Annotated in this window: 22 protein-coding genes; 8 read left to right on the top strand and 14 right to left on the bottom strand. The window is 65.5% G+C overall.

The window, feature by feature from the left end; genetic code table 11:
- Positions 1–35 precede the first annotated feature (35 nt).
- The 4 genes from ACQR03_RS00895 to ACQR03_RS00880 form a co-directional block, all read right to left on the bottom strand.
- Positions 36–1,421, bottom strand: a complete 1,386-nt coding sequence (locus ACQR03_RS00895) for a CmpA/NrtA family ABC transporter substrate-binding protein (protein WP_434841545.1) — start codon at positions 1,419–1,421, stop codon at positions 36–38.
- Positions 1,422–1,517: 96 nt separating this feature from the next.
- Complete coding sequence (locus ACQR03_RS00890; RefSeq protein WP_315714850.1) at positions 1,518–2,393, bottom strand: sulfurtransferase; 876 nt, start codon at positions 2,391–2,393, stop codon at positions 1,518–1,520.
- Between the two features lie 49 nt (positions 2,394–2,442).
- On the bottom strand, positions 2,443–3,579 hold the full coding sequence (locus tag ACQR03_RS00885; protein ID WP_409977891.1) for an acyl-CoA dehydrogenase family protein: 1,137 nt from the start codon (positions 3,577–3,579) through the stop codon (positions 2,443–2,445).
- Between the two features lie 34 nt (positions 3,580–3,613).
- Complete coding sequence (locus ACQR03_RS00880) at positions 3,614–4,156, bottom strand: OsmC family protein (protein WP_172113730.1); 543 nt, start codon at positions 4,154–4,156, stop codon at positions 3,614–3,616.
- A 257-nt stretch (positions 4,157–4,413) separates the two neighbouring features.
- Here ACQR03_RS00880 and ACQR03_RS00875 point away from each other — a divergent pair, with 257 nt between their 5' ends.
- Positions 4,414–5,097 carry a TetR/AcrR family transcriptional regulator gene (locus tag ACQR03_RS00875; protein WP_315714852.1) on the top strand — a complete coding sequence of 228 codons (684 nt, stop codon included), beginning with the start codon at positions 4,414–4,416 and terminating at the stop codon, positions 5,095–5,097.
- A 31-nt stretch (positions 5,098–5,128) separates the two neighbouring features.
- Here ACQR03_RS00875 and ACQR03_RS00870 read toward each other — a convergent pair whose 3' ends face one another.
- The 4 genes from ACQR03_RS00870 to ACQR03_RS00855 form a co-directional block, all read right to left on the bottom strand.
- Positions 5,129–5,344: a hypothetical protein gene (locus tag ACQR03_RS00870; protein ID WP_315714853.1), complete on the bottom strand. Its 216-nt coding sequence runs from the start codon at positions 5,342–5,344 to the stop codon at positions 5,129–5,131.
- 39 nt (positions 5,345–5,383) lie between these two features.
- Positions 5,384–6,502, bottom strand: coding sequence for a DUF2336 domain-containing protein (locus ACQR03_RS00865; RefSeq protein ID WP_315826317.1), 1,119 nt, complete (start codon positions 6,500–6,502; stop codon positions 5,384–5,386).
- 187 nt (positions 6,503–6,689) lie between these two features.
- Positions 6,690–7,535, bottom strand: coding sequence for a hypothetical protein (locus ACQR03_RS00860; protein ID WP_315749286.1), 846 nt, complete (start codon positions 7,533–7,535; stop codon positions 6,690–6,692).
- Between the two features lie 255 nt (positions 7,536–7,790).
- Positions 7,791–8,990: a TrmJ/YjtD family RNA methyltransferase gene (locus ACQR03_RS00855; protein WP_315749285.1), complete on the bottom strand. Its 1,200-nt coding sequence runs from the start codon at positions 8,988–8,990 to the stop codon at positions 7,791–7,793.
- Positions 8,991–9,288: 298 nt separating this feature from the next.
- Between ACQR03_RS00855 and ACQR03_RS00850 the strand changes: the two genes are divergently transcribed.
- A complete protein-coding gene (locus ACQR03_RS00850; RefSeq protein ID WP_315714857.1) occupies positions 9,289–10,503 on the top strand; it encodes an NADP-dependent isocitrate dehydrogenase in 1,215 nt (404 codons plus the stop codon).
- A 99-nt stretch (positions 10,504–10,602) separates the two neighbouring features.
- A complete protein-coding gene (locus tag ACQR03_RS00845) occupies positions 10,603–11,109 on the top strand; it encodes a DUF3455 domain-containing protein (RefSeq protein ID WP_434841546.1) in 507 nt (168 codons plus the stop codon).
- Positions 11,110–11,115: 6 nt separating this feature from the next.
- Here the strand turns inward: ACQR03_RS00845 and ACQR03_RS00840 are convergent, their stop codons facing one another.
- Positions 11,116–12,774, bottom strand: a complete 1,659-nt coding sequence (locus ACQR03_RS00840) for a copper resistance D family protein (protein ID WP_434841547.1) — start codon at positions 12,772–12,774, stop codon at positions 11,116–11,118.
- A 2-nt stretch (positions 12,775–12,776) separates the two neighbouring features.
- Complete coding sequence (locus ACQR03_RS00835; protein WP_434841548.1) at positions 12,777–13,142, bottom strand: copper resistance CopC family protein; 366 nt, start codon at positions 13,140–13,142, stop codon at positions 12,777–12,779.
- Positions 13,143–13,460: 318 nt separating this feature from the next.
- Between ACQR03_RS00835 and ilvD the strand changes: the two genes are divergently transcribed.
- The 3 genes from ilvD (at position 13,461) to ACQR03_RS00820 (ending at position 17,377) form a co-directional block, all read left to right on the top strand.
- Complete coding sequence (ilvD, locus tag ACQR03_RS00830; protein ID WP_315749280.1) at positions 13,461–15,302, top strand: dihydroxy-acid dehydratase; 1,842 nt, start codon at positions 13,461–13,463, stop codon at positions 15,300–15,302.
- Positions 15,303–15,518: 216 nt separating this feature from the next.
- Entirely contained in the window at positions 15,519–16,484 is a 966-nt protein-coding gene (locus tag ACQR03_RS00825) for an amidohydrolase family protein (protein WP_434841549.1), read from the top strand.
- A gap of 389 nt (positions 16,485–16,873) precedes the next feature.
- Entirely contained in the window at positions 16,874–17,377 is a 504-nt protein-coding gene (locus ACQR03_RS00820) for a hypothetical protein (RefSeq protein ID WP_434841550.1), read from the top strand.
- Positions 17,378–17,479: 102 nt separating this feature from the next.
- Here the strand turns inward: ACQR03_RS00820 and ACQR03_RS00815 are convergent, their stop codons facing one another.
- Positions 17,480–18,646, bottom strand: coding sequence for a fatty acid desaturase (locus tag ACQR03_RS00815; protein ID WP_409998604.1), 1,167 nt, complete (start codon positions 18,644–18,646; stop codon positions 17,480–17,482).
- A gap of 301 nt (positions 18,647–18,947) precedes the next feature.
- Positions 18,948–20,027: an AI-2E family transporter gene (locus ACQR03_RS00810; protein WP_315714864.1), complete on the bottom strand. Its 1,080-nt coding sequence runs from the start codon at positions 20,025–20,027 to the stop codon at positions 18,948–18,950.
- 352 nt (positions 20,028–20,379) lie between these two features.
- On the opposite strand from ACQR03_RS00810, the gene ACQR03_RS00805 reads away from it, so the two are divergent.
- Positions 20,380–20,823, top strand: coding sequence for an ATP-binding cassette domain-containing protein (locus ACQR03_RS00805; protein WP_434841551.1), 444 nt, complete (start codon positions 20,380–20,382; stop codon positions 20,821–20,823).
- On the top strand, positions 20,820–20,960 hold the full coding sequence (locus ACQR03_RS00800; RefSeq protein WP_316170541.1) for a hypothetical protein: 141 nt from the start codon (positions 20,820–20,822) through the stop codon (positions 20,958–20,960). The genes ACQR03_RS00805 and ACQR03_RS00800 overlap by 4 nt, the downstream gene beginning before the upstream one ends.
- Here the strand turns inward: ACQR03_RS00800 and ACQR03_RS00795 are convergent.
- Both ACQR03_RS00795 and ACQR03_RS00790 read right to left on the bottom strand, forming a co-directional pair.
- Positions 20,957–24,079: an efflux RND transporter permease subunit gene (locus tag ACQR03_RS00795; protein WP_315749273.1), complete on the bottom strand. Its 3,123-nt coding sequence runs from the start codon at positions 24,077–24,079 to the stop codon at positions 20,957–20,959. The two genes, ACQR03_RS00800 and ACQR03_RS00795, sit on opposite strands and share 4 nt — an antisense overlap.
- Positions 24,080–24,121: 42 nt before the next feature.
- Positions 24,122–25,360 (bottom strand): efflux RND transporter periplasmic adaptor subunit, encoded by a 1,239-nt coding sequence (locus ACQR03_RS00790; protein WP_434841552.1) that lies wholly within the window; start codon positions 25,358–25,360, stop codon positions 24,122–24,124.
- Between the last annotated feature and the right edge of the window lie 671 nt (positions 25,361–26,031).

Genomic DNA, 26,031 nt, shown 5'->3' with positions numbered 1-26,031 from the left:
GGGTGGGATCAGCAGCGTCGCGCCCATTCCCCCCATCACGACGCCTTCTTGATCTTGAAGCTGGCGACGTAGTCGTCCGGCTTGGTCGGATCGAACGGCTTGCCCATCACCGAGAACGATTTGTAGGAGTCCGTCGGCGGCGTCAGGCCCATGTCGGTCATGACCTTGCGGGTGTCGGTGGCGAGATAGATCTGCTCGGCGACCGCCTTGTAGTCGACGTCGCCCTTGATCTGCCCCCAGCGCTTCATCTGCGTCAGCATCCACACCGCGAAGGACTGCCACGGGAACGGATCGAAATCGACGCGCTTCGGATCGGTCTTCACGCCGCCGAGGCCATCGGCGTAGGTGCCGGTCAAGACCTGCTCCATGACGGTCACCGGCGCATTGATGTAATTCGCCGGAGCGATCGCCTCCGCGATCTGCTTGCGGTTCTCAGCCTTCGACGCGTACGCGGTGGCATCGACGATGGCGCGGGTGAGAGCGGCAAAGCTGTTCGGCGCCGTGGTGATGAACTCGCGGCTCGCCGCGAAGCTGCAGCAGGGGTGACCGTCCCAGATCTCCTTCGACAGGATGTGCAGGAAGCCGACGCCGTCAAAGATCGCGCGCTGGCAGATGTTGTCGGGCGCGAGGAAGCCGTCGATGTTGTCGGCGCGCAGGTTCGCGACCATCTCCGGCGGCGGCACCGAGCGCAGCTGCACGTCGGTGTCGGGATCGATGCCGTGCTCGGCGAGATAATAGCGCAGGAGATAGTTGTGCATCGAATAGTCGAACGGAATGGCGAACTTCATGCCCTTCCAGTCCTTCGGGTTGCGCTTGTCCTTGTGCTTCATCGCAAGCGTAATGCCCTGCCCGTTGATGTTCTCGATCGCGGGCACGGTGAACGGGATCGGCTGTGCACCGAGGCCGAGCGAGATCGCGATCGGCATCGGCGCCAGCATGTGCGAGGCGTCGTATTCCTTGTTGATGGTCTTGTCGCGGATGACGGCCCAGCCGGCGGTCTTGACGACCTCGACGTTCAGCCCGGCCTTGGCATAGAAGCCGAGCGGCGCCGCCATGATGATCGGGGTCGCGCAGGTGATCGGGATGAAGCCGACCTTGAGATCCTTCTTCTCGGGCGTGCCCGCTTCGGCGAACGCCTCGGTCGCGGTCTTCAGCGGGAAGAACTGGGACACTGCGGCGAGCGCAGTGGCGGCGCCGACCGACTTCAGAAACGCGCGGCGGGTGGCAGCTTGCGGAAACACCGCGCGCAGCACGGCTGACGCGACCACGTTCTGGTAGCGCTTCTCGGTGGAGTCCGCCACGGGCTCGCAGCGCAGCGCCAGCGCGGCGTGCTCATGTTCGGCCGGGCTGCGATGCTGGCCGCAGATACAACCGGCATTCACGCGTGAATCGGCATCGAACGGATCATCGAAAATCGACATGTGCTGCGCCCCTTTGTCACACCTGCGCTGTCAGCGCCTTCGAACTGCTCATCCGGCCGCATTTTTCAGCGGCCGGACGTGCTTAACATGCAGCTTCTATGCCGCCTTGCTGGTCATCGCCGGCATCGGAAGTCCTTCCTCGATCGGCAGGGACGGGTCGCGCGACCACTCGTTCCACGAGCCGAAGTACATCCGCACATCCTTCACGCCGGCGTTCTTCAGCGCCAGGAAGGTGTTCGAGGCCCGCGCGCCCTTGAAGCAGTAGAGATAAACCGGCGTGTCGACCGTGATGCCGACGGTGGCGCATTCGGCGAGGATCTCGTCCTTCGACTTGAAGCGCGGGCCTTCGGCGGTCGGCTTCATCATGCGGTACCATTCGAGCCAGACGGCGCCGGGGATGCGGCCTTTGCGCGGACAGAAATCCTTGCCGTAGGGCGAGGAGGAATCGCCGATCCACTCATCGACATCGCGGACGTCGAGGATCGCGATAGCGGGATTGCCAACCGCCGCCAGCATCGCCTTGGCGTCGATCAGGATGCTGCCCGCCTCCGGCACGATGGCGAACGAGGCCTTGGCCGGCGACGGCACGTCGGTCGTCACCGGCATGCCGGCGGCCACCCAGGCATCGTAGCCGCCATGCAGCACCTTGACCTTGGGATAGCCGAGCATCGTGAGCAGGAAATAGCCGCGGCACGACTGGCCGAAGCCGGAGTTCATCGACTGTTCGTAGACGACGGCGGTCTCGGCGCCCGAAAGGCCGGCGGCGCCGAACGCGTCCGCAAACTTCGTCTTCAATTCCTCCATGCCTTCCGGCGTGGACGTCGCGAGATAGGTGAAGATCTCGTGGACGTTGACGGCGCCGGGGAGATGTCCCGCGGCGTAGGCATCGGGATTGCGGGTGTCGATCACGACACACGGCTCGGTCTTGGTGAACTCAGCGAGTTCGCCGGCTGTAATCAGAACGTCCGTCATGGCAGGCCTCTCCTGGTTGGGATTTGTTGGTTTGCCGTTCTCGCCGGCGTCAGCCGTCGGCGAGCATCTTGCGGAGCTGCTTGGTCGCGGGAGTCACGATCGCGACGAAATAGGCCTCGCGCAGGCGACGTTCGGCGCGATTGCCCTTGAGGTAGCCGCGGGCTCCGCAATGGAGCATCGCGGCATGAGCCGCAGCGACGCTGGCCTCGCCGGCACGCAGGCGCAGCGCCACGACCTTGCGCCAATAAGTCTCGTCGGGGTTGAACGGATCGCTGGCGAGTTCGGCCGTCTCCTTCGCGAGTTCATCGGCGAGCGCGCTGAAATCGACCGGCTGCTGCGGCAGATAGCGGTTGACGTGGCCGAGCGGCGCCTCGACCTCCTGCATGATCTTGATGCAGTCCTTGATCAGGCCGAGCGCCATGCCGGCCTGCAACATGATGAATCCGGCACGGATCTTCTTGACGAAGGGACCGGCGGGATCGGCCAGGATCAGTTCGTCCGGCACGAACAGGTCGCGAAACTGGATGCCGTAGGTGCCGGTGCCGTCCATCGCCAGGAACGGCTGGCATGGCTGCAGGGTCACCGCCGGATCGGCACAGTCGGCGATGAACATCACGATCTCGCCGGGCGCGTCCTCACGCTCGAAGATCGTGCCGAACATGTGGTCCGGCCCGAGGTTCGAGACCCAGGGCAGCACGCCGCGCACGACGTAGCCGCCCTCGACCTTGCGCCCCCTGAGCTTGAGCTTCTCGATACCGAAGAAGCTCTTCATCGGATTGGACAAGCCGGTGCCACCGAGCAACCGGCCGCTCGCGGCGTCGTCGAGAAGACGGTCGACGAGCGCCTTGTTGGGCGAGTTGGCGATGTACCAGACCAGCGTGTTCTGGCACCACGCCATGAAGGCAGAGGCGCCGCAGACCTCACCGATCGCGCCGATGGTGTCGATCGCGCAGTTGAGATCCGCCGCGCCATTTTCCGGCACGTGGCTGCTCCACGCGCCGACCTCGCCGAAGCGGCGGAGCACGTCGGCCGGGTACACCGTCCCGGCGTCGATGCCAGCGGCCAGCGGCGCGAGCTCCTTGCGCGCGATCGCCGTGACCTGCTCCACGGTCGACGGTATGGGCATGACGCCCGCGCCGTCGACCGCCAGATGCTGTCCGAGTGAACCCGAGACTACTGAGTTCATGACGTCCTCCGCTACGCTGACCTCGAGGGCCGCCTCAGATCCCGACCTCGAGATTGACCGGACGCGTGAAGGTGTTGGCGACCGGCGACCACTTCTTGACGTGGTCGATCAGCGCCTTGACCTCCTCCTGCGGAATGCCCTCGCACTCCATGTCGACCTTGACGCGGACGTCGGTGAAGCCGACCGGCTTCTCGCTGACGTCGCCGGTGCCCCAGACTGCGGTGATGTTGAGATCGCCCTCGAGCTCCAGCTCGAGCTTGTTGACGATCCAACCGCGATGCACCGCATTGGCATGCAGGCCGACGGCCAGGCAGGAGCCGAGCGCGGCGAGCGAGGCTTCCGACGGATTCGGCGCGGTGTCGTCACCGAGCAGCCCCGGCGGCTCGTCGACGATGTAGGGCGCGAGGTTGCGGATGTAGTTGGCGTGGCGGAACTTGCCCTCGGCGACGGTCTTGCACTTCAGGGTCTTGATGACCTTGGGGTTGGCCTTGCCGTTGACGATGAGCTGTTCAAGCCCGTTCTTGTCGATGGGTGCGAGGCAGCCCGTCAGCGCCGTCTTCTGAACCACAGCGGTCATCTCATTTCTCTCCCTGGGATGAGGATACCGAACGGTCTGTATCCTGCACGAAGCGTGCCAGAGAGGCCGAAAATCAAAAGCCGGAGTGATCCTCGCGGCTTACGCGATCATCGCGGCAAGTGGCGAGCCGCTGCGTCCCCTCCGCTGCCCAAGCGCAGTGCAGAATGCCGCCTTCGGAGATCAAATTGAGCGCAACGCTGCCTCGAGCACATCAGCAGTCTTGCTGACTCACGCGCACAGCGATTAAGCTTGCACGCATGGCAAAGTCAGTTGCGGGCAAACAAACCGGCAAGAAGCAGGCGATCGCGAGGACGATCTCGGCTGGCGATGACGAATCCGCGCGCGGCCGTCTGCTCGGCGCCGCCACGCGGCTGTTCTGCAAGAACGGCATCAATGCCACCGGGATCGATGCGATCATCAGCGAGGCCGGCACCGCGAAGACCACGCTCTACAAGCTGTTCGGATCGAAGACCGCGCTGGTCACCGCCGTGCTGGAAAGCGAAGGCAAGCAGTGGCGCGAATGGTTCATCGCGGAAATGGAGAGCGGCGGCGGTGACGCCGAGACCAAGCTGGCACGCATCTTTCCGGCGCTGAAGAGCTGGTTCGGCGAGGAGCGCTTCTACGGCTGCCCCTTCATCAATGCGGTCGGCGAGCACGACAAGGACCAGAAGCAGTTTCGCACCATCGCAATGCGCCACAAGAAAGTGGTGCTGGCGCATATCGAGAAGCTCGCCCGTGAGATGGGCGCTGCCGAGCCGGAGAGCTTCTCGCATCAGCTTGCACTGCTGATCGACGGCGCGATCGTGGCGGCGATGGTGTCGCGCAATCCCGAGGTCGCGGACACCGCCGGGCTGGCGGCGAAGGCGCTGATCGAACCGGCGAAGCTGAAGGCGGGCCAGCGCAACAGCAAGGCGGCGGGCCCGCAGCTCGCTGCGGTCTGAGCCGCCCTGCCCCGCGAACCGAGCGACAGAACTAGCGGAAATACTCCGTTACCAGCTTCAGGTCCGCCTGGTCTGCGCCCGCGCCGTTGAGGCTGGCATCGATGACGCGGCGGCAGGCGGCCACCGCAGCCTCATCGCCGAGCTCGTTGGCCGCTTCGAGCACGTGCCAGGCCGCATCGACCGCCGCGCGGTCCGCAGGCGCCTCGCGATGGCCGAGCCGTTGCTCTCTGCGAAGAGGAAGTCCCATACCCTTCATCCGCGATCACCTCCATCCGTCGCTGCAGGTTCAATAGGCCACGGCGCGCGGCGCGGATGCCTTGCCGCCTTTGCCTGGATTCTTGCGGGACTGATAGAATTCGAGCACGCTGCGCGATGTCAGCGACTGGAGCTTGGCATAGTCACGCTCCAGCTCCTGCAACTCGCCGGCCGTGATGCGGTGGTCGCGGGCGCCGAGGAACGCGAGCGCCATCATCGTATCCCAGGTAAAGCCAAGCGCCTTGGCGAGCATCAGCAGCATCTCGCGGTTGCGGTCGAACAAGGCACGCTCGACGACGTCGACCGGCAGTCCCGACAGCAGCGCGAGGCCGATCGTCACCTCCTCGACCTTGTGCGCGGTCGCATAGCCGGCGATGGTGCTCTCGTGCAGATTGCCGAGGCGGTGCTGGATCGTCACGGTCCGCTTGGCGACGAAGTAGTTGCGCGAGCCGGGTCCGAACTTCGACTGCAGGTCGCCGGCGATGTTGGCGACCGAGCTGTTGATCTCGCCGAGCAGTTCGGGGCGCTCGCTGGCCAGCCGCTTGCCGACATCGTCCGAGGCCTTGGCGATGAGTTGCTGGAACAGATGGCGGGGGATGTCGAGCCGGCGGCCGAGATGCTCGGCGAGAATCGAGTCGTTCTCGGCCCGCTTGACCATGTGCAGGAATCCGGCGCCGGAGAACTGGGCGCCCTGATTGCGCGCCACCGCCGTGGCGACGGCACGGTCGCCGCGCGTCGCCAGCACGTCGGTCACGGCCGGGCTCAACGTCTTTCGTTCGGCGATCGCGAGCAGATGGTCCTGGCTCTTGGTGCTGGCGTTCTCGACCAGCGTGGCGTCATCGAGCCGCTCGGATTCGCGCAACACCGGGCCGGCGACCCAGATCTCGTCGTCGAAGGCGAGCTTGCGGATGACGCTGGCCGGCGAATATTCGATCCTGGCGAGGCGATCCGCGAGCTTGGCGCGCGCTTCGATCTCGATCTCGTCGGCGAGCCGGCCGATCACCTCGCCGAAGGTGGCGATCTCCTCCTCGCAGTAGCGCCCCGCGATCAGCAGGTCGGTCGCATGCCACAGCGCGCGCTCGCGGCTGTCCGCGGTCCCCCGCGCAATCGCGTCCTCGAGGTCCCGCAACACGGATCTGGTTTCGTTCATGATGAAAGGCCGCACAGTTGCAACGATGAAAGGGCAATGCGCAGACCATACCGTTCGAACCCGAGCGTTCCGTAACCCGCCGCGTGCGGATTTGACCGGGCATTTTCACTCAAATGCGCACGCGCGCGTTAAGCATGCGGCCGGAGAACAGCTCGCTGCGGGATTGCCGTGCCTCTCCGCATGACTTTTACGGCATGATGCGGAGCGCGCGCGCCTCCGCCTCGGCGACCGAGCGTTCGCGCGATGTCAACGGACACTCGGCGAGAGCCCGGTCGATCAGTTGCATGGCGTCGCGCTCACGACTCTGGTCGAGCATCAGCTCGGCGGCGAAGAAGCTCGCCTCGCAACGCCGTGCCCGGCGCGTGACGGGAGCACCGCGGTCGGCCGCCGCAAGCACAGCCTCTGGCGTTTCCTGCCCGAGGAAGAGACGGACGATCGGGGCCGGCCATTTACCCATGTCGAGCCGCTTCGCGTGGTCGGCGAGCTCGCTCCCCAGCCCGGCACGGCGGCGCGCCAGATCCAGCCACAAGGCCGCCTCGGCATTGTGGGGATCGATCTCGCTGAGCCATCTGAAATCGTCCTGCGCCTCCTCCAGGAGACCGGCCTGGAAGCTTGCGATCCCCAGCGCGCGATAGGCCTGCGCGCGGTAGCCGTTGCGACCGAACGCCCGCCCGAAACCCGACCCCGGCTGCGGCTCGCTCTCGCGCAGATCAGGAGCGGCGCGATCGAATGCGGCAAGAAGACCAGCCGAGGACTGCTCGATGACGATCTTGTAGTCGTCGATCGCATGCTCGACGTCTCCCTTGTGGAAGTAGGCGCCGGCGCGTGCGAAACGGGCTTCGATCACCTGCGGCGTCGCCGGCTTGCCGCGCTCGATCACGACAGTGCAGCCGGCGATGCGCTCGTCGGCACCGAGATCGGCCGCCGTCGTGCACCGCTTCGGTGCCGCCGGTTCGGCGCTTGCCGACAAGCCGAAGATCGAGCCGATGATCAACGCACAACACAGAATCGAGCGCCATCGTCGCGTAGCCATGAATGCCCCCTTAGGTCTTGCTCTTGGTGCTGCGATCTAACCAGAACCGATTGGGAGAACCACAATCTGGAATTGCGTTCACAAATCATCGTTCAGCCGGTGTAAACGAGATCGCAGACTCGGGGCCTGCCGGGCGCGGATGAGTTGCGAGGGCCGCGCATGCCACGCGGCAACTCAATCGACGCTTGCGCGTGATGAACGGACGCGCGAAGCCATTGATAGCCGCCACGCGGCTCGCGATGCAACCGTCGGCGACTACTTGGCTGCGGCGATCACCGCCTGCAGCCGCACCAGCTCGGCCTCCAGATTCGCCTCGACATCCGCCGCCTTCACCTCGGTGACGCGATAGTCGCGGCTTTCCAGCCACGCCCGCCTTGCGCTGCGATCAGCGACGACGCCTTCGCTCTCGTCGGGGCCGACCAGCTCGATCGCGAGGCGGTGGATGAAGGAGACGAAGTCGGGGATGTGGCGGCCGACCGGGGTCTGGCGCTTGAACTGGCCGGCGAAGCGGCGGTCGCGCGACAGCGCGTGCCACAGCGCGCGCTCGGCGTCGGTCGGGTTGCGGCGGAGCAGCCGCGCCAGCCCGCGCAGCGAGCCGCGCGAATCCGGCAGGTTGGCGACCGTGCCCTGCTCGGCGATCAGCGCCCGCAGCCGCGTCGCCTGCTCGCTGTCGAGCACGCCGCCCTTGGCCGGCCCCTTGCGCCCCTCGGCGATCGCCATGACCACGCCGTGCAGGGTGTGGATGTCCTGCCGCGACGGCTCCATGCGGAAGAAGATGTTGCGCAGGTTGACCAGCATGGTCTCGCGCTTCTCGGCGGGCCGCAGGAATTCGACCCGGTCGAGCTCGCGCACCAGGTTCTCGAAGAACGCCTCCATCTGTCCCTGGCTGGCGCGCTCCGAGCGTTCGGGCATGGCGAAGGGCAGCGCGCCCGATGTCACCAGCTTGAACCATTCATAGCCCATCAGCAGCACCGCCTGGGCGAGGTTCAGCGAGGCAAAGCCGGGGTTGACCGGGTAGGTGATGATGCGGTTGGCGCGGGCGACCTCCTCGTTGGTGAGCCCCGCCCGCTCGCGGCCGAACAGGATGCCGGCCCGGCCGCCGCCGGCGATCTGGCCCTGCATCTCGCGGGCGGCCGCCTCTGGTCCCATCACCGGCTTGGCCTGGTCGTGGGCGCGGGCGGTGGTCGCGAACACCAGGTCGAGGTCGGCGATCGCCTCCGGCAGGGTGTCGAACAGCCGGACATGATCGATGATGTGGTCGGCCCCGGCCGCCGCCCGTTGGGCTGCGATGTTCGGCCAGCCGTCGCGCGGGTTGACCAGTCGCAGCTCCGACAACGCAAAATTGCCCATGGCGCGCGCGGCCATGCCGATGTTCTCACCGAGCTGCGGCTCGACCAGGATCACCACTGGCCCTGCGATCTCCACGCCCGCCTTCGTCTTGTCGGTGCCCGACACGCTCAATCCTCGACTTCCAGATCCAGTTGAAGCGCCGATCGCGCCCTGCCCGCTCGTTGGCCCGGCTGATGAGAATTCTCAAGCAAAATAATCGGCTTACACTTGAATTTTGCAGTTTCCGCGAAACGGCAGGCCGGCCCGCGGCCGCCGTTGCCCACCGCATGAGCGGGCTGCGAAAATCAGCACCGGACGCATACCGGGTGCGCTTCCGCCCGCGGTGCAGCAGTGCTATGACGCGCTTGATTTCACAAGCGCTTTCCATTCCTGGCGCGCTGTTCCCAAGAAGGCCCCATCGATCATGGCAAAAATCAAGGTGACCAACCCGGTCGTCGAGCTCGACGGCGACGAGATGACCCGGATCATCTGGCAGTACATCAAGGACAAGCTGATCAACCCCTTCCTTGATATCGACCTGATGTATTTCGACCTGGGGATGGAAAGCCGCGACAAGACCAACGACCAGATCACGATCGATGCGGCCAACGCCATCAAGAAGGTCGGCGTCGGCGTGAAGTGCGCCACCATCACCCCGGACGAGGCCCGGGTGAAGGAGTTCGGCCTCAAGGAGATGTGGAAGTCGCCGAACGGCACCATCCGCAACATCCTCGGCGGCGTCGTGTTCCGCGAGCCGATCATCTGCAAGAACGTGCCGCGCCTCGTTCCCGGCTGGACCAAGCCGATCATCATCGGCCGCCACGCCTATGGCGACCAGTACCGCGCCACCGACTTCAAGTTCCCCGGCAAGGGCGTCCTGACGATGAAGTTCGTCGGCGACGACGGCACCGTGATCGAGAAGGAGGTCTTCAAGGCACCCGGCGCCGGCGTCGCGATGGAGATGTACAACCTCGACGAGTCGATCTACGACTTCGCCCGCGCCTCGCTCAACATGGGCCTCGCCAAGAACTACTCGGTCTACCTGTCGACCAAGAACACCATCCTGAAGGTCTATGACGGCCGCTTCAAGGACATCTTCCAGGAGGTGTACGAGAAGGAGTTCAAGGACAAGTTCGAGGCCAAGAAGATCACCTATGAGCACCGCCTGATCGACGACATGGTCGCCGCGGCGCTGAAGTGGTCGGGCGGCTATGTCTGGGCCTGCAAGAACTATGACGGCGACGTGCAGTCCGACACCGTGGCGCAGGGCTACGGCTCGCTCGGCCTGATGACCTCGGTGCTGATGACCCCGGACGGCCAGACCGTCGAGGCCGAGGCGGCCCACGGCACGGTGACCCGCCACTTCCGCGAGCACCAGAAGGGCAAGGAGACCTCGACCAACTCGATCGCCTCGATCTTCGCCTGGACCCGCGGCCTGTCGCACCGCGCCAAGCTCGACAACAACGCCGAACTGGCGAAGTTCGCCGCCACCCTGGAGAAGGTCTGCGTCGACACCGTCGAGTCCGGCTACATGACCAAGGACCTCGCGCTCCTGGTCGGCGCCGATCAGCGCTGGCTCTCGACCACCGGCTTCCTCGACAAGATCGCCGAGAACCTGACCAAGGCGATGGCGGCGTAAGTTTCCCCACTTTCGCCTTCTGGTTTCGTCACCTATCAACGGGCCGCGCCACAAGCGTGGCCCGTTTCTGTTTCACTTCTGCTGTCGAGGAACCTGATCATGCGCTTGACCTCATCGCTCGCCCTGCTGTTGCTCGGTGCCCAGATCGGCTCCTCCCACGCTGCAGAGACCACGATTCCCGACGCGCTGATCGCCGCCGGCGAAAAGGCCGTGCTGACGCTGCATGCCGAAGGCGCGCAGGTCTACGAATGCAAGACCGACAAGGACGGCAAGCTCGCCTGGACCTTTCGCGAACCGATCGCCAGTCTGTTCGAGGACGGCAAGACCGTCGGTCGGCACTACGCCGGCCCGAGCTGGGAGCATCAGGACGGCTCGATCGTCGGCGGCCGCGTCCAGGGCACCGCCATCGGGGCCACCGACAACGACATTCCCTGGCTGAAGCTCGCCGTCGTCGCCCACCGCGGCAGCAAGGGCGTGCTATCGGACGTCACCACCGTGCAGCGGATCAACACGTCGGGCGGCAAGCTGGAGGGCGCCTGCGAGACCGCCGGGCAACTCCGCAGCGTGGCCTATTCCGCGGACTACGTGTTCCTGCAGAAGCAGTAAGGCTGCTCACGCCTCGCGATAATCCAGCAGGATCAGCCCGACCAGCACGAAGGCCACCGGCCAGACCCAGGCGGCGGCGCGGCTGATGCGGCCGTCCAGGCGCAGCTCGAGCCAGCGCGCCCAGCCGGCGATGATGCCGCACAGCGCCAGCGGCGTGTGGCTCATCTCGATCAGGAGCTGATCCTTGATGTTGGCGATGGCGTGCGAATGGGTCAGCAGCAGCGCGCCGCCGGCGGCGACCGTCAGCGGAAACACCAGCGCCGCCCGCCCCGCCTGTTGCCCGCGCAGCCGCACCCGCCATTCGAACAGGCCGAACAGGACGATCAGCACCACGAACAGCCGGTGCTGCGCCACTTCGGGATCGCGCAGCGACGCGAAGAACCCGATCGGGCCGAGCGGCCAGGCCATCTCGTCGGCGCGGAGAAACAGGAACGCCGCCATCACCAGGAACAGCAACGGCCAGTGCCGCGCCCAGCGTCCCCAGGCGAAGCGTTCGATCAGCGCCAGCAGCCCGATCAGCACGACGAAGATGCCGGCCCAATGGTGGTTGTATTCCGACCAAGCGATATCGGCGGCGCTACGCGGCAGGATCACGCCCTCGCCCGGCACGTAGGCTTGCGGCGCCGTCACGCGCTGCGCGTCGGCGGCGTCGATCCTCGCCTGCAACTGCGAGATCGTGAGCTGGTCGACCGAGGGGCTGGTCAGCCGCGGCCGTTGCGGCGCGGCGCGCTCGACGATCTCGGCCCAGTTCAGGCGGTCCTGACTGAGGTCGATGCCCGGCGGCAGCGAGGTCAGCGAACCCGCCGTCAGGAGCACCGTCAACCCGATGCCGAGTTCGACCTCGACGAAGCGCTTCATCCGCAGCAGCGGCGCTGCGGGATCACGGCGACGCAGGCGCTCCACGGCCAGGAAATTGCCCGCCCCGAGCGCGAGCAGCATCAGCAGCATCGCGACCTTGGCCGAGGTCATCACACCATAGGCCGTACCGTAGATCGCCGCGAACGAGCCGAGATAGGCGATCGCCATCACGGTGCCGCCGATCACGATGGCTGCCACCGAGACCATCGACATCAACGAGTAGCGCCGTCCGATTCTGCGCAGATCGTCATCCGCCTTGCAGCCGTTCAGCGCCATCAGGAAATACGGCAGGCCGCCGATCCAGACGCCGGCGCCGAGCATGTGAAGGAAGTCGGCGGCGAGCAGCGGCCAGCGTACCTCGAGCCGGCTCACCGCGTGCGTCAGGTTGAGCTGCAGCAGCAGCGCTGAGACGGCCAGCACGGTCAGTGTCAGGACGCGCCAGGCGGCCCAACTGCCGGTCCGGGCGAGCACGGCGATGCCGAGCGCGCACGCGGCAACAGCCAGGCCGGAGCGCGCGAAATCTGCGCTCGCCGCCGCGCCGAGCGACAGATCGAGCGTCCCGATCAGCGCACCCATGTTGACTGCGAGCGAAGCCAGCACGACCGCGAACCAGCCGAATGCGCTTCGGCGCAGGAAGCGCTGGCCGCGCTTCCCGACCACGATCGCGTCAGCGGACAGCCTTTGCTGTAGCGGGCGCAGCAGCAACAGCAGAAATGCCAAGCCGCCGATGGTGAAGGACTGTGCCAGCAGGGTCAGGCCGCGCAGCACCACCGAGAGATAGCCGAAGATGTCGAGCAACAGCGACACGGCTAGCGCACGTTGAAAGGAATGTCGCCGCGGGTGATGTGGCCATCGACGCTGAGCACCTGCCATTGCAGGTGCCAGGCGCCAGGGCTGAGCGCCTTGGCCTCGGCGTCGATCTCGTCGGCCGGCGCATCGACTGCCGGAGTAAGCGCCTGCTCGGCACCGTCGGGCGCGCGCAGCTTCAGCCGCGAGCGGGCGTGATCGATGCGGCTGTTGAAGCGCAGCCGGATCATTGTCGCCTGCGTCTCGATGGTGCCACCCGCCGCGGGCTGCGACGAGACGATGATGGCATGGGCCGAGGCGACGCCGGGAACGCCCAGAAGCAGCGCGGCAAGGGTCGGCAGGTGGCGGAAGCGGATGACGGACGGCATGGGACGCGCGGGCGGCGGAGGCTGCGGCAGGAACGTCGGGCTGGATCGGGGCGAACAAAACTCGACCGTTCTAATCTAAGCGACCTTCCTGTTCCCCACGTAGCCACAAACGCGTGACCGGGGCCGGCCGGCCCCTCCGGCAGCGGCACGTGGCCCCGGCCCTGCCCGCAGGGCATCCCGGAACAGCGAAATTTAGGGTCGAATCATCAAGCACTTCGCTGTATGCCTCGCCGCATCATTGCCGTCCGTCGGTTGTCGGGACCCTTCCGCCCGCGGACCAACATTGCCTGATCCCGAGGAACGCCTAAGGAAACCGTCATGCCCGCCTATCGCTCCCGCACCTCCACCCATGGCCGCAACATGGCCGGCGCCCGCGGCCTGTGGCGCGCCACCGGCATGACCAACGAGGATTTCGGCAAGCCGATCATTGCCGTCGTCAACTCCTTCACCCAGTTCGTGCCCGGCCATGTTCACCTCAAGGACCTCGGCCAGCTGGTCGCCCGCGAGATCGAGAAGGCCGGCGGCGTCGCCAAGGAGTTCAACACGATCGCCGTCGACGACGGCATCGCGATGGGCCATGACGGCATGCTCTACAGCCTGCCGTCGCGCGAGCTGATCGCCGACAGCGTCGAATACATGGTCAACGCGCACTGCGCCGACGCCATGGTCTGCATCTCCAACTGCGACAAGATCACGCCCGGCATGCTGATGGCCGCGATGCGCCTCAACATCCCCGCGGTGTTCGTCTCGGGCGGCCCGATGGAGGCCGGCAAGGTCAACATCGAGGGCAAGCTGCGCAAGGTCGACCTGATCGACGCGATGATCGTGGCCGCCGACGACAAGGTGTCGGATGCCGATGTCGAGGTGATGGAGCGCTCGGCCTGCCCGACCTGCGGCTCCTGCTCGGGCATGTTCACGGCGAACTCGATGAACTGCCTGACTGAGGCGCTCGGCCTGTCGCTGCCCGGCAACGGCTCGGTGCTGGCGACCCATGCCGACCGCCGCGGCCTGTTCGTCGAGGCCGGTCATCTCGTCGTCGACCTCGCCCGCCGCTATTACGAGCAGGACGATGCGTCCGTGCTCCCCCGCAACATCGCCAACTTCAAGGCGTTCGAGAACGCGATGAGCATGGACATCGCGATGGGCGGCTCGACCAACACCGTGCTGCATCTGCTCGCCGCCGCGCATGAGGGCGAGATCCCGTTCACGATGACCGACATCGATCGCCTCTCGCGCAAGGTCCCCTGCCTGTGCAAGGTCGCGCCGGCCGTGGCCGACGTGCACATGGAGGACGTGCATCGCGCCGGCGGCGTGATGGGCATCCTCGGCGAGCTCGCCCGCGCCGGCCTGCTGCACACCGAATTGCCGAGCGTGCATTCGGCCTCGCTGGCATCAGCGCTGGAGCGCTGGGACATCCGCCAAACGTCGAGCGAGAGCGTGAAGAACTTCTACATGGCCGCCCCCGGCGGCGTGCCGACGCAGGTGGCGTTCAGCCAGGACCGCCGCTATCAGGAGCTAGATCTCGATCGCGAGAAGGGCTGCATCCGCGACCTCGCGCATGCCTATTCCAAGGATGGCGGCCTCGCGGTGCTGACCGGCAACATCGCGCGCGACGGCTGCATCGTGAAGACCGCGGGCGTCGATGCCTCGATCCTGAAGTTCTCGGGTCCTGCGCGCGTGATGGAGAGCCAGGACGCCGCGGTCGAAGCGATCCTGACCAACAAGATCAAGGCCGGCGACGTCGTCGTCATCATCTATGAGGGCCCGCGCGGCGGCCCGGGCATGCAGGAGATGCTGTATCCGACCAGCTATCTGAAGTCGAAGGGCCTCGGCAAGGCCTGTGCCCTGATCACCGACGGCCGCTTCTCCGGCGGCACCTCGGGGCTGTCGATCGGCCACGTCTCGCCGGAAGCCGCCGAGGGCGGCCTGATCGGCCTGGTGCAGGACGGCGACCGCATCGAGATCGACATTCCCAGCCGCACCATTCATCTCGCAGTGTCCGACGAGGAGCTCGCCAACCGCCGCGCCGCGATGGAGGCGAAGGGCGATCAAGCCTGGAAGCCGAAGACGCGCGCCCGCAAGGTCTCGACCGCGCTGAAGGCCTACGCCGCGTTCGCGTCGAGCGCCGCCAAGGGCGCGGTGCGGATCGTCAAGGAGTAAGACCGATCTGTTCGGTCGGCAGCACCGGTCCTTTCCGACCGGTTGCTGCGGCCGGCGGCCGCGGCCTCACCATAGACTTCCTCGTCTCGCTCTCGTCCTGCGAACAGCCATGCCGCACTTCGTTGTTGCCCACTGACGACAGCGGGTTCAGGCTCCCTTCATCGACAATGAGCGCGTCAGCCACAATGCACGCGCCAGGCCCTGGGAAGGATCGCCATGTTGAATCGCCGCAGCCTGCTGCTCGCCTCACTTGCCGCCGGAGTGACGATGACCACGACAGCCGCGCGCGCCAAGCCGGCGCAACCTTCGACCCCGGTCGATTTCGACGTGCCGGCGCAAGCCTGCGACTGCCACACCCATATCCACGGTGATCCGAAACAATTCCCGTTTGCAGCGAACCGCGTCTACACGCCGGAGCCGGCCCTGCCCAAGGAGATGGCGGCGCTGCACAAGGCCCTGCACATCCAGCGCGTGGTGATCGTGACGCCAAGCGTCTACGGCACCGACAACTCCGCGACGCTGTACGGGATGAAGGCGCGCGGCAATGACGCGCGCGGCGTCGCCGTCATCGACGACAAGACCACCGAGGCGCAATTGGATGCCATGCATGCCGAGGGCTTCCGCGGCATCCGCCTCAATCTCGCGACCGGTGGCATCAATGACCCCAATGTCGGCCGCGCCCGCTTCCAGGCCGCGGTCGAGCGGATGAAGGCGCGGGGCTGGCACGTCCAGCTCTACACCAACACGGCGATGATCGCGGCCATCAAGGACCTCGTGATGCAATCGCCCGTGCCGGCCGTGTTCGACCATTTCGGCGGCGCGCAGGCCGATCTGGGCCTCGGGCAGCCGGGCTTTGCCGATCTGGTCGAGCTCGTCCGCAGCGGCAAGGCCTATGTGAAGATTTCCGGCGCCTACCGCGCCTCGACCCGCGGTCCCGACTACACCGATGTGATCCCGTTCGCGAAGGCCCTGATCGAAGCCAACCCGGACCGCATCGTCTGGGGCACCGACTGGCCCCACCCGGATTCGTCGCCGCATCCCGAACTGAAGGTCACGGATATCAGGCCCTTCTATCCCATCGACGACGGCCGCCTGATGAACCAGCTCCCGGTCTGGGCGCCGGACGCCGCGGTCCGCGAGAAGATCCTGGTCTATAATCCGGCGAAGCTGTACGGGTTTTGATGGCGTTGTTAGTCCGTAGGGCGGGTTAGCGCAGCCGCCGCACGATGCTACGCCGCCCTGAAGGCCTACGCCGCGTTCGCCTCAAGCGCCGGTGAGGGATTGAGCCTTTAGCCCGCAGGACGGACAAGGCATCTGCCTTCGCTCGACAGAGTGAAGGAAGATGCGTGCCTGCCGTCCTACTATGAGGTCGATTACTACGACCGACGGGCGGTGGGCACGGCGCGTCCGCTGACACTCCGCATCAGCCTTTTACTCAATCTGAAATTGCACTCCACTCGTGATGGTTGATTCAGATCAACGCCCGATCTAGCGCCGTGCCGATACTGCGTCAGCATAGGGCCGCACGTGTCCCGGCGGTCACGCCCGGCCCGCATGGATGGGAGACGATCATGTCACAAAAGCCGCTCCTCGACGAGCCGCGCCTCGCCTACCAGATCATCGTCACTGCGCCGGGCACGAAATCGCAGAACTGGCACGGCGTGCTGTACGATCAGAAAGGCGAGCCCGTGACGATCGCCGCCGGCGCGACGGTCAAGACCGGCGTCGGCGTGTTCGTCGGCGTCCCCGAGGACCGTCCTTTCCATCCCTTTGGTGCGATCCACGCCGACACCATCGCCTGGATGAAGACGGCGCAGGGCAACGTCATCATGGACACCGAGCCCTGGGCCTACCGGCTTCATGTCGGCGCGGAAGGCTCCAAGAACGAAGGCTGGCAGGGCGAGTTGCTGCATGGTCGGGGTGTGGTCGGGCCCCAGCCCGGCAAGTTTGAAACGCCGATGGGACCGTTCATCTGGTTGGAACGGACCCACCCCTGGGGCCTCGGCGGCTGGCTCCACGCATCCTGGTCGGCGGCCCAACGACAGGCACCGGCCAAACAAAGCGGCGCGGCCTGAGACGCGCGCGGTCGCGCCTGGGTTTCCATCTGACGGCTCAATCCGCCGGCTCAGAACTTGTATGTGGGCAGGTCGTTCGCGCGCCTCTGCCTAATCTACGTACTATGGTTGTGGCCCAGCGAGCTTCGGTGTCGTTGTCCGAAGCTCCAATGCTCCCGCTCCGGCTTCGCGGAACGACACCAGCCGGCGCTGCGACTCGTCCCACAGCACCAGCCGGACGCAGCGCAGGCTCTCGGGCAGCGTGATGCGGCCGATCTCGCGCAGCTCGGGATGATCGCGCAGCACCACGGGCAGCCGGTAATAGGGAATCCGGCTCGAGAGATGGTGGACGTGGTGGATGCCGATATTGGCGGTGAGCCAGTGCAGCCATGCCGGCAGGTCGTAATGTGAGCTGCCGTAGAGCGCGGCCTGCTGCTGCGTCCAGCGCTCGCTCCGCTCCCAGACGGTGTGCTCGAACTGATGCTGGACATAGAACAGCCACACCCCGGCCATGGCGGCGAGCAGCATGATCGGGAGATGTACGACCAGGAACGCCTGGATGCCGATCAGCCACACCAGCCCGGCGACGATCAGGGCGATGCCGAAATTGGTCGCCATCGTGCTGACCCAGGGCGACCAGCCGGCGCGCATGAGGCCGAACGGCAGGCGGTGCTGCAGGAAGAACAGGTAGGCGGGTCCGGCGACGAACATGACCAGCGGGTGGCGGTACAGCCGGTAGCGCAGACGGCCCCAGGTCGATCGCGCCTGATATTCCCGCACCGTCAACGTATCGATGTCGCCGATGCCGCGCCGGTCGAGGTTGCCGCTGCTGGCGTGGTGGATCGCGTGGGTGCGCCGCCACCAGTCGTAAGGTGTCAGGGTCAGCACGCCGAGGACGCGGCCGACCCAGTCGTTCGCCTGACGCCCGGCGAAGAAGGTGCCGTGGCCGCAATCGTGCTGGATCATGAACAGGCGCACCAGGAAGGCGCCAGCAGGAATCGCGATGAGCAACGACGCCCAGGCATGGCCGAGCGAGAATGCGAACCAGGCTGCCGCCCACAGCGCCACCAGCGGCACCGCCGTGATCACCAGCTCGGTGACGCTGCGGACGCGGTTTGGGGTGCGATAGCTGCTGAGAATCTGCATCCAGTAGCGGGCGTCGGCCGCCGCGCGGCCCTCGTCGTCGCCGGCGCGCAGCGTGGCGCGGTCCTTGGGCGGCACAGTCGCCATCGCGACTGGCTGATCGAACTGCAATGTCGTCTCCACCTTGTGTTCTTGGCGATCGCGCATGGCGCGACCGCGGCCAAATGGACCCCTACGCAGCGCCGAACGGGCTGCAGGAGTTCGAAATCACGAGCTTTCGTCGGTTTAACCGCCGTCGAAGCCAAATGGTTCATCGTGCGCCCGGCGATGAACCGCTCTGGACGAGAAAGTCTGGGATGCGGACGCCCGTCAGGAGACGGGTAAAGAGCGCGTGCGGCGGATCAATGGAACTTAACCCGTCGAACGCCTCATTGCTAGGAGAGGACGGGTTACGATCCGTTAATCCGCCGGATGAAATGCCGCGCTTCGATTGTGCACCGCGTTCCCTTCACCCCGTCCCGCGCGAGGCATCCTGCGCCACGGCCCCCTCGCGACGCGAGGTGGAGAAAATGTCCCAGATTGCGATGAACATTGCCGCGATCACGGGCCCGATGACGAACCCGTTGAGGCCGAATGCCTCGATCCCGCCCAATGTCGAAATCAGCACCACATAGTCGGGCATCTTGGTGTCCTGTCCGACCAGGATCGGACGCAGGACATTGTCGACGAGGCCGATGACGAGGGCGCCATAGGCGATCAGGACCACGCCCTGCCAGATCGATCCGGTGGCCAGGAGATAGAGCGCGACCGGAAACCAGACGAGGCCCGCTCCCACTGCCGGAAGCAGGGACAGGAAGGCCATCACGACCGCCCACAGCAGGGGCGCGTTGATGCCGAGGAACCAGAACATCAGGCCGCCCAGCGCGCCTTGCGCCAGAGCGACGAGCAGGCTGCCCTTCACCGTCGCGCGGATGACCACCGTGAATTTGCGCAGCAGCGCATCGCGTTGCTCCGGGCGCAGGGGAATGGCGCTCTTGATGCGCTCCGATAGCGTCTCTTCGTCACGCAGCAGGAAGAACAGCAGATAGACCATGATGAACAGATTGACGAAGACCTCGAACGTCCCCTGTCCGATCACGAGCGCCTGGCTCGCAATGACCTCGCTGCCCTTCAGCAGGCCGGCCGACAGCTTGTCCTTCATTCCGGCGAGGCTGCCGAGCCCGAATCGGTTGAGCATATCGACCACCCATGTCGGAAGCGCGGCCAGCATCTTCCGAAAGTACTGTCCGATGTCGAGCTGACCGGACTGCATCTGTTTGTAGACTCCGGAGGCCTCCTGCGCCAGCGACGCCCCGATCAGTGACAGCGGAAGGATGACGATCACGACGAAGATCAACACCACGACGGCCGCCGCCAGGCCGTGTCGGCCGTGCATCGATCGCGACAGCCAGCGGTGCAGCGGAACGAAGACGATGACGCCGATGATGCCCCACAGAACCGCGCCGTAGAACGGCAGCAGGATCCACCCGAACATCAGCGATATCGCGACGAGCAAGAGAAGCAGGGCTCGGTCTTCGAGGCTACGCATCTGGCTTTCCTATCGGACCGGGACCGTGAGTTGGACCGTTCCTTCCTCCACGGCGGACGGTTTGCCGCCTGGTCGCGAGATGGTCAACGTTCGAATTCGACTTTGGCCCCCGCCACGACGCGATGTTGCCGGCGAAAACATGCTCCAGAATGCCGAATTTGTCTGCCGCTCCAGCAACAACGCCGATTTCAAGAGCCTGCGCGACAAATAAATCGCTTCTGAAAATCAGCAAACGAGCAGAGTTCTGGACGTCGACGAGCGCGCAAGCGGCTACGGCTCGTCGGAGGTGATCAGCAACGTCGGTTTTGCGCTCGGCAAAGCCGAAACCCTCGCCATCGTCGGCAAGAACGGCATGGGCAAGACCTCGCGGCTCAAGGCCATCGTCGGCTTCCTGCCGGCCTGGCGCGGCCGAGTGAAACTTGCAGGCAAGGACGTGGCGCGAATAGCGCCGCATCTGAAGCGGAAGATGGGGCTGGTCTATGTTCCCCAGGAACATGCGCTGTTCCAGGACCTGTCGGTCCGCGACAATCTCAGACTTGGCGTGCTCACGGACGGTGACATGAGCGCGCGTTTCGAGCAGGTCGGCGGCTGGTCTCCGGTGCTGACCAAGCGGCTGAGCCAGCGGGCCGGCACGCTGTCCGGCGGCGAGCAGAAGATGCTGATCGTGGCGCGCGCTGATGGCGAAGCCCGACGTGCTGCTGCTCGACGAGGTCACGGAAGGTCTGCAGCCGTCCGTCGTCGACCGGCTGTCCGAGGCGCTGGTGCGCGTCCGGCGCGAGATCGGCATCTTCCATGATCGTGGTCGAGCAGCATCTGCCATTCGCGCTCTCGATCAGCGACAGATACCTCGTGTTCAAGCGCGGCGAGATCGTCGATGCCGCCGCGGTCGATCGTGACTCCGCCGCGCGCATCGACGAGCACATGCGCATCTAGCGGACCCGTCGCCGCGAGAACAGCGAGATCAGGACCGGCAACGTGATGAGGATGACCACCGGCGCCAGCATCATGCCGGTGACCACGACGATCGCGAGCGGCTTCTGCACCTGCGAGCCGATGCCGGTCGACACCGCGGCCGGCATCAGCCCGATGCCGGCGACGACGCAGGTCATCAGCACCGGACGCAGCTGCAATTCGCCGGTGCGGATGACCGCCTCGATGCGGTCGACGCCCTCGTCGATCAGCTGGTTGAACTGAGACAGGATGATGATGCCGTCCATCACGGCGATGCCGAACAGAGCGATGAAGCCGATCGCCGCCGACACGCTGAACGGAATGCCGGTCAAAACGAGGCCGACCACGCCGCCGAAGATCGCCATCGGGATCACGCTCATGGCGAGCAAGGTGTCGGCCATCGAGCCGAAATTGAACCACAGGAGCACGCCGATCAGTGCGAGGCTGATCGGCACCACGATCGACAGCCGTTTGATCGCGTCCTGGAGATTGCCGAACTCGCCGACCCACTCGACGCGCGAGCCCGGCGGCAGCTGCACCTGATCGGCGACCTTCTGCTGCGCCTCCTGGATCGCGCTGCCGAGGTCGCGCTCGCGCACCGAGAACTTGATCGGCAGGTAGCGCTCCTGCTGCTCGCGATAGATATAGGCTGCGCCCGAGACCAGCTTGATGGTCGCGACCTCGCTCAGCGGAATCTGGGTGATGCCGTTCGGCCCCTGCGCGCCGATGCGCAAATTCTCGATCGCCTCCGCGCTCTTGCGATATTCCGGCGCCAGACGAACGATGATCGGGAAATGCCGGTCGGAGCCGGGCTCGTAGAGATCGCCCGCAGTGTCGCCGCCGATCGCCACCTTGATGGTGGCGTTGATGTCACCGGGCGCCAGCCCGTAGCGCGCGGCCTTGGCCCGATCGATGTCGATCTGCACCGTCGGCTGGCCGAGCGAGGTGAACACCGCAAGATCGGTGACGCCCTGCACCGTCGACAGCACCTGCTTGATCTTGTTGGCGGTGTCGGTCAGCGCCTGCAGGTCATTGCCATAGAGCTTGATCGAGTTCTCGCCCTTCACGCCGGAGACGGCTTCGGAGACGTTGTCCTGCAGATACTGCGAGAAGTTGAACTCGACCCCGGGGAAGCGGTCGTCGAGCTGCTTCAACAATTCCGCCGTGAGCTGGTCCTTGTCCTTGGTGCCTGGCCAGTCCTTCACGGGCTTCAGGGGTGCGAAGAACTCGGCATTGAAGAAGCCGGCGGCATCGGTGCCGTCATCGGGACGGCCATGCTGCGAGACGACGGCCTCGACCTCGGGACGCGCGCGGATCATCTTGCGCATCTCGTTGACGTAGGCATTGCCCTCCTGCAGCGAGATCGTCGGCGGCAGAGTCGCGCGGATCCAGAGGTTGCCCTCTTCCAGCTTCGGCAGGAATTCCAGGCCGAGCAGCCGGCCGACCACCGCGGTCAGCAGCACAAGGGCGATCGCGCCGGTCATCACCAGGTTGCGGTTGCCCACCGCCCAGCGCAGCACCGGGGCGTAGATCGCGTGCAAGAACCGCATCAGGCGCGTCTCGGTCTCCTCGACATGCGCAGGCAGGATGATGGCGCTCAGCGCCGGCGTGACCGTGAAAGTCGCGAGCAGGCCACCGGCGAGCGCGTAAGCATAGGTGCGCGCCATCGGCCCGAAGATGTTGCCCTCGACGCCGCTCAAGGTGAACAGCGGAAGGAAGGCGGCGATGATGATCGCGGCGGCGAAGAAGATCGAGCGCGACACGTCGGCGGCCGCCGACAGGATCGCGTGGCTCTTCATGCCCATCATCGTCTCCGGCGAGATGTGACTTTCCTCGGCCTCGGACAGCGGCGTGGTCTGCGTCAATCGTCGGAAGATCGCCTCCACCATGATCACCGTGGCATCGACGATCAGGCCGAAATCGATCGCGCCGACCGACAGCAGGTTGGCGGACTCGCCGCGCAGCACCAGGATGATGACGGCGAAGAACAGCGCGAAGGGAATCGTGGCGCCGACGATCAGCGCGCTTCTGAGATTGCCGAGGAACACCCACTGCAGCAGTACGATCAGGCCGATGCCGACCACCATGTTGTGCAGCACGGTGTGCGTCGTGGTGTCGATCAGGTCCTTGCGGTCGTAGATGCGTTCGATCCGCACGCCCGGCGGCAGGATCGTCGAATTGTTGATCTGGTCGACGAGCTGCTCGACGCGGGCGATGGTCGGCGAGCTCTGCTCGCCGCGGCGCATCAGCACGATGCCCTGGACGATGTCGTCATTGTTGTTCAGGCCGGCGATGCCGAGCCGCGGCTTCTCGGCCACCGTGACGTTGGCGACGTCCTTGACCAGCACCGGATTGCCGCCGCTCTGCGACACCATGGTGTTGGCGAGATCGTCCATCGAGCGGATCAGGCCGACGCCGCGCACCACGGCAGACTGCGTGCCGATCTCGACGGTGTTGCCGCCGACATTGATGTTGGAGTTGCCGACCGCCTGCAACAGCTGCGGCAGGGTCAGGCCGTTGGCGACCAGCTTGTTGAAGTCGACCTGGATCTCATAGGTCTTGGTCTTGCCGCCCCAGCCGGTAACGTCGATGACACCCGGCACGGCGCGGAAGCGCCGCTGCAGCACCCAGTCCTGCAAGGTCTTGAGGTCGAGCACGCTGTAGCCGGGCGGACCGCGCAGCCGGTAGCGATAGATCTCGCCGACCGCGCTCAAGGGCGAGATTTGCGGCGTGACGTTGCCGGGCAGCGGCGACAATTGCGACAGGCGGTTCAGCACCTGCTGCAGGGCCTCGTCGTAGGTGTAGTCGAACGAGAACTGCAGCTTGACGTCGGACAGGCCGTACAACGAGATCGTCCGGATGGTGCGCAGGTTCTTGATGCCGGCGACCTGGGTCTCGATCGGGATCGTGATGTAGCGCTCGATCTCCTCGGCCGAGAGGCCGGGGCTCTGCGTCACGATGTCGACCATCGGCGGGGTCGGATCGGGATAGGCCTCGATGTTGAGCTGGCGGAATGCGATCAGACCCCCGATCAGGACGGCGACGAACATTCCGACCATCAGGAAGCGCCGCTGAACGGCGATGGCGACGAGACGGTCCATTCAAATCGGCACTTTCAGGAAGGCATGCAGGAGAAGCGCATCTCAGCTGCCCGAGGCTGCGCGATCGATGAACAGGCTGCCCTTGGTGACGATCTGCTCGCCCGCGCTCAGATTGCTTTCGACCGCGACCTGGTCGCCGTTGATCAGACCGGTCTTGATCTTGCGCAGCTCGATCGACTTGTCGGGACGGGCGACCCAGACGCGGACCTGATTGCCTTCGTAGATCAGTGCCTGGCGGGGCACCGCGACCGCGGGCTGTTCGCCCGGCGAATAGATCGTCACATTGGCGAACATCTCGGGCTTCAGCAGGCCATCCTTGTTGTCGATGGTCGCGCGGACGAGCAGCCTGCGGCTCGCCGGGTCGATCGAAGCGGCGACGTAGTTGATGCTGGCCTTGAGCGGTCGGCCGGGCAGCGCCAGCACGTTGACGAGAATCTCCTCGCCGATGTTCACCAGCGCCGCGTCGCTCTCGCGGACGAACGCCGTGAGCCAGACGGTGGAGAGATCGCCGATCACGAACACCGGGTCGCTCGCGCCGGAGTTGACATATTGTCCGGGGCCGACCTTGCGCTGCACGACCGTGCCGGCGATCGGCGAGTAGATCGTGATCTCGCGGTCGATCACGCCCTTGCTCTGAAAATCGGCGATCGCAGCATCCGTGAAGCCGAGGATGCGCAGCTTGTTGCGCGCCGCCTCCAGGGCCGTTTGTGACGACCGCATGTCGTTCTGGGCCTGAACGGAGGTCGCCTCCGCCTGCTGAAAATCTTTCAGCGGGATCGCCCGGCCTTCGAACAGGTCCTTGGCGCGCTTGTACTGGATGTCGGCGAGGTCGAGCGCGGACTTCGCCTTGTTCATCGCGGTGATGGCGGCGATGAAATCGTTCTGGGCCTGCACGGTGTCGGCGGCCTCGATCACGAACAGCGGCTGGCCCTGGCGCACCGTCTCACCCGGGCGCGCCAGCAGCTTGGTGACGCGGCCGGCATAGGGCGAGAAAACCGGTGTCGAGCGATCCTCGTCGACGGCGACCTTGCCCTCGGTAATATGCTCGGCACGAAATATCTTCTCGCACACCGGCTCGATCGTCAGCGTCGACCATTCCGCTGCCGACGGCGTAAAGGTGGTGCCGTTGCGTTTGGACTGGCTGGAGAGCTCGATATTGTCTTTCGCAGCCGTCTCCGACCGGACTTGCATGTAGCCATAGCCGCCCGCGCCGGCCATCGCCAGGGCAGCAAGGCCGATCAGCAGCCGCTTGGTGCTGAGCATCTGGGGGGATGGGTTCATGTCAGACGCCATGGCTGGTCAGATCGGCTCGCGTGGTCGGTCGACGATTCCGGCTTTGGCGGTCTCATCGTCGCGCTAATAGTGCGGAACTGGAGCTTTAAACAACCTAAAAATCGCCCAACCCGCCTCTGTTTTGCTTTAAAAATTTGAAAGTTGAACGACAGCCATTCAGCTTGCATTCAGCTCGCTTTGGGCAATCGCGGTTCCACCGCGACGCACCATGACGTCGTCTGAGCGTAGGGGATCGCCGGGACGATGTCGCGACTTCACAAGCCAACCTCTGCGGGTACGCGCCTACCCCCGGCGTCGGAGCCATGTTTCACACGTGCGCGGCGGGTCTGACCGGTCCTGGTGCGAGAGAGATGGTGACACGGTTCATCGCGGGTCTCCGAGATTCATCAATTGCGCAATGAACATTGGAACGCCGCCTCGCGGCGCGGATGCGTCCGAGTTGTGCTGACCGTTTCACCCTCTCGTGAGGAGGGCGCAGGGAAGGCCAGGCGCCGACTGACGCCTGCGGCCCGCCTGCGAAAAGAATGCAGGCGGCAGGTACCACAGGTGCAGCCGAGATCACCCGGCCTTCCCTGCGCGACGGTTTTCACGCTTATACGCAGTCTCCCTGGTGCGCCGGGCTTTTTGGCCACCATCATCCGCGCGGCGCGCCAGCGCCG

Source organism: Bradyrhizobium sp. HKCCYLS3070 (assembly GCF_051167575.1).
In the GTDB taxonomy this organism is placed as follows: domain Bacteria; phylum Pseudomonadota; class Alphaproteobacteria; order Rhizobiales; family Xanthobacteraceae; genus Bradyrhizobium.
This window is presented reverse-complemented; position numbering and strand designations above follow the sequence as displayed.

What these genes read in the sequence shown, in the direction of transcription:
- ACQR03_RS00865 (WP_315826317.1), bottom strand. Translation starts at nt 6,502, where the DNA reads ATGAACGAAACCAGATCCGTGTTGCGGGACCTCGAGGACGCGATTGCG.
- ACQR03_RS00810 (WP_315714864.1), bottom strand. Translation starts at nt 20,027, where the DNA reads ATGCGTAGCCTCGAAGACCGAGCCCTGCTTCTCTTGCTCGTCGCGATA.
- ACQR03_RS00845 (WP_434841546.1), top strand. Translation starts at nt 10,603, where the DNA reads ATGCGCTTGACCTCATCGCTCGCCCTGCTGTTGCTCGGTGCCCAGATC.
- ACQR03_RS00795 (WP_315749273.1), bottom strand. Translation starts at nt 24,079, where the DNA reads ATGGACCGTCTCGTCGCCATCGCCGTTCAGCGGCGCTTCCTGATGGTC.
- ACQR03_RS00815 (WP_409998604.1), bottom strand. Translation starts at nt 18,646, where the DNA reads ATGCGCGATCGCCAAGAACACAAGGTGGAGACGACATTGCAGTTCGAT.
- ACQR03_RS00890 (WP_315714850.1), bottom strand. Translation starts at nt 2,393, where the DNA reads ATGACGGACGTTCTGATTACAGCCGGCGAACTCGCTGAGTTCACCAAG.
- ACQR03_RS00850 (WP_315714857.1), top strand. Translation starts at nt 9,289, where the DNA reads ATGGCAAAAATCAAGGTGACCAACCCGGTCGTCGAGCTCGACGGCGAC.
- ACQR03_RS00885 (WP_409977891.1), bottom strand. Translation starts at nt 3,579, where the DNA reads ATGAACTCAGTAGTCTCGGGTTCACTCGGACAGCATCTGGCGGTCGAC.
- ACQR03_RS00835 (WP_434841548.1), bottom strand. Translation starts at nt 13,142, where the DNA reads ATGCCGTCCGTCATCCGCTTCCGCCACCTGCCGACCCTTGCCGCGCTG.
- ACQR03_RS00805 (WP_434841551.1), top strand. Translation starts at nt 20,380, where the DNA reads ATGGGCAAGACCTCGCGGCTCAAGGCCATCGTCGGCTTCCTGCCGGCC.
- ACQR03_RS00800 (WP_316170541.1), top strand. Translation starts at nt 20,820, where the DNA reads ATGATCGTGGTCGAGCAGCATCTGCCATTCGCGCTCTCGATCAGCGAC.
- ACQR03_RS00825 (WP_434841549.1), top strand. Translation starts at nt 15,519, where the DNA reads ATGTTGAATCGCCGCAGCCTGCTGCTCGCCTCACTTGCCGCCGGAGTG.
- ACQR03_RS00790 (WP_434841552.1), bottom strand. Translation starts at nt 25,360, where the DNA reads ATGAACCCATCCCCCCAGATGCTCAGCACCAAGCGGCTGCTGATCGGC.
- ACQR03_RS00860 (WP_315749286.1), bottom strand. Translation starts at nt 7,535, where the DNA reads ATGGCTACGCGACGATGGCGCTCGATTCTGTGTTGTGCGTTGATCATC.
- ACQR03_RS00895 (WP_434841545.1), bottom strand. Translation starts at nt 1,421, where the DNA reads ATGTCGATTTTCGATGATCCGTTCGATGCCGATTCACGCGTGAATGCC.
- ACQR03_RS00880 (WP_172113730.1), bottom strand. Translation starts at nt 4,156, where the DNA reads ATGACCGCTGTGGTTCAGAAGACGGCGCTGACGGGCTGCCTCGCACCC.
- ACQR03_RS00820 (WP_434841550.1), top strand. Translation starts at nt 16,874, where the DNA reads ATGTCACAAAAGCCGCTCCTCGACGAGCCGCGCCTCGCCTACCAGATC.
- ACQR03_RS00875 (WP_315714852.1), top strand. Translation starts at nt 4,414, where the DNA reads ATGGCAAAGTCAGTTGCGGGCAAACAAACCGGCAAGAAGCAGGCGATC.
- ilvD (WP_315749280.1), top strand. Translation starts at nt 13,461, where the DNA reads ATGCCCGCCTATCGCTCCCGCACCTCCACCCATGGCCGCAACATGGCC.
- ACQR03_RS00870 (WP_315714853.1), bottom strand. Translation starts at nt 5,344, where the DNA reads ATGGGACTTCCTCTTCGCAGAGAGCAACGGCTCGGCCATCGCGAGGCG.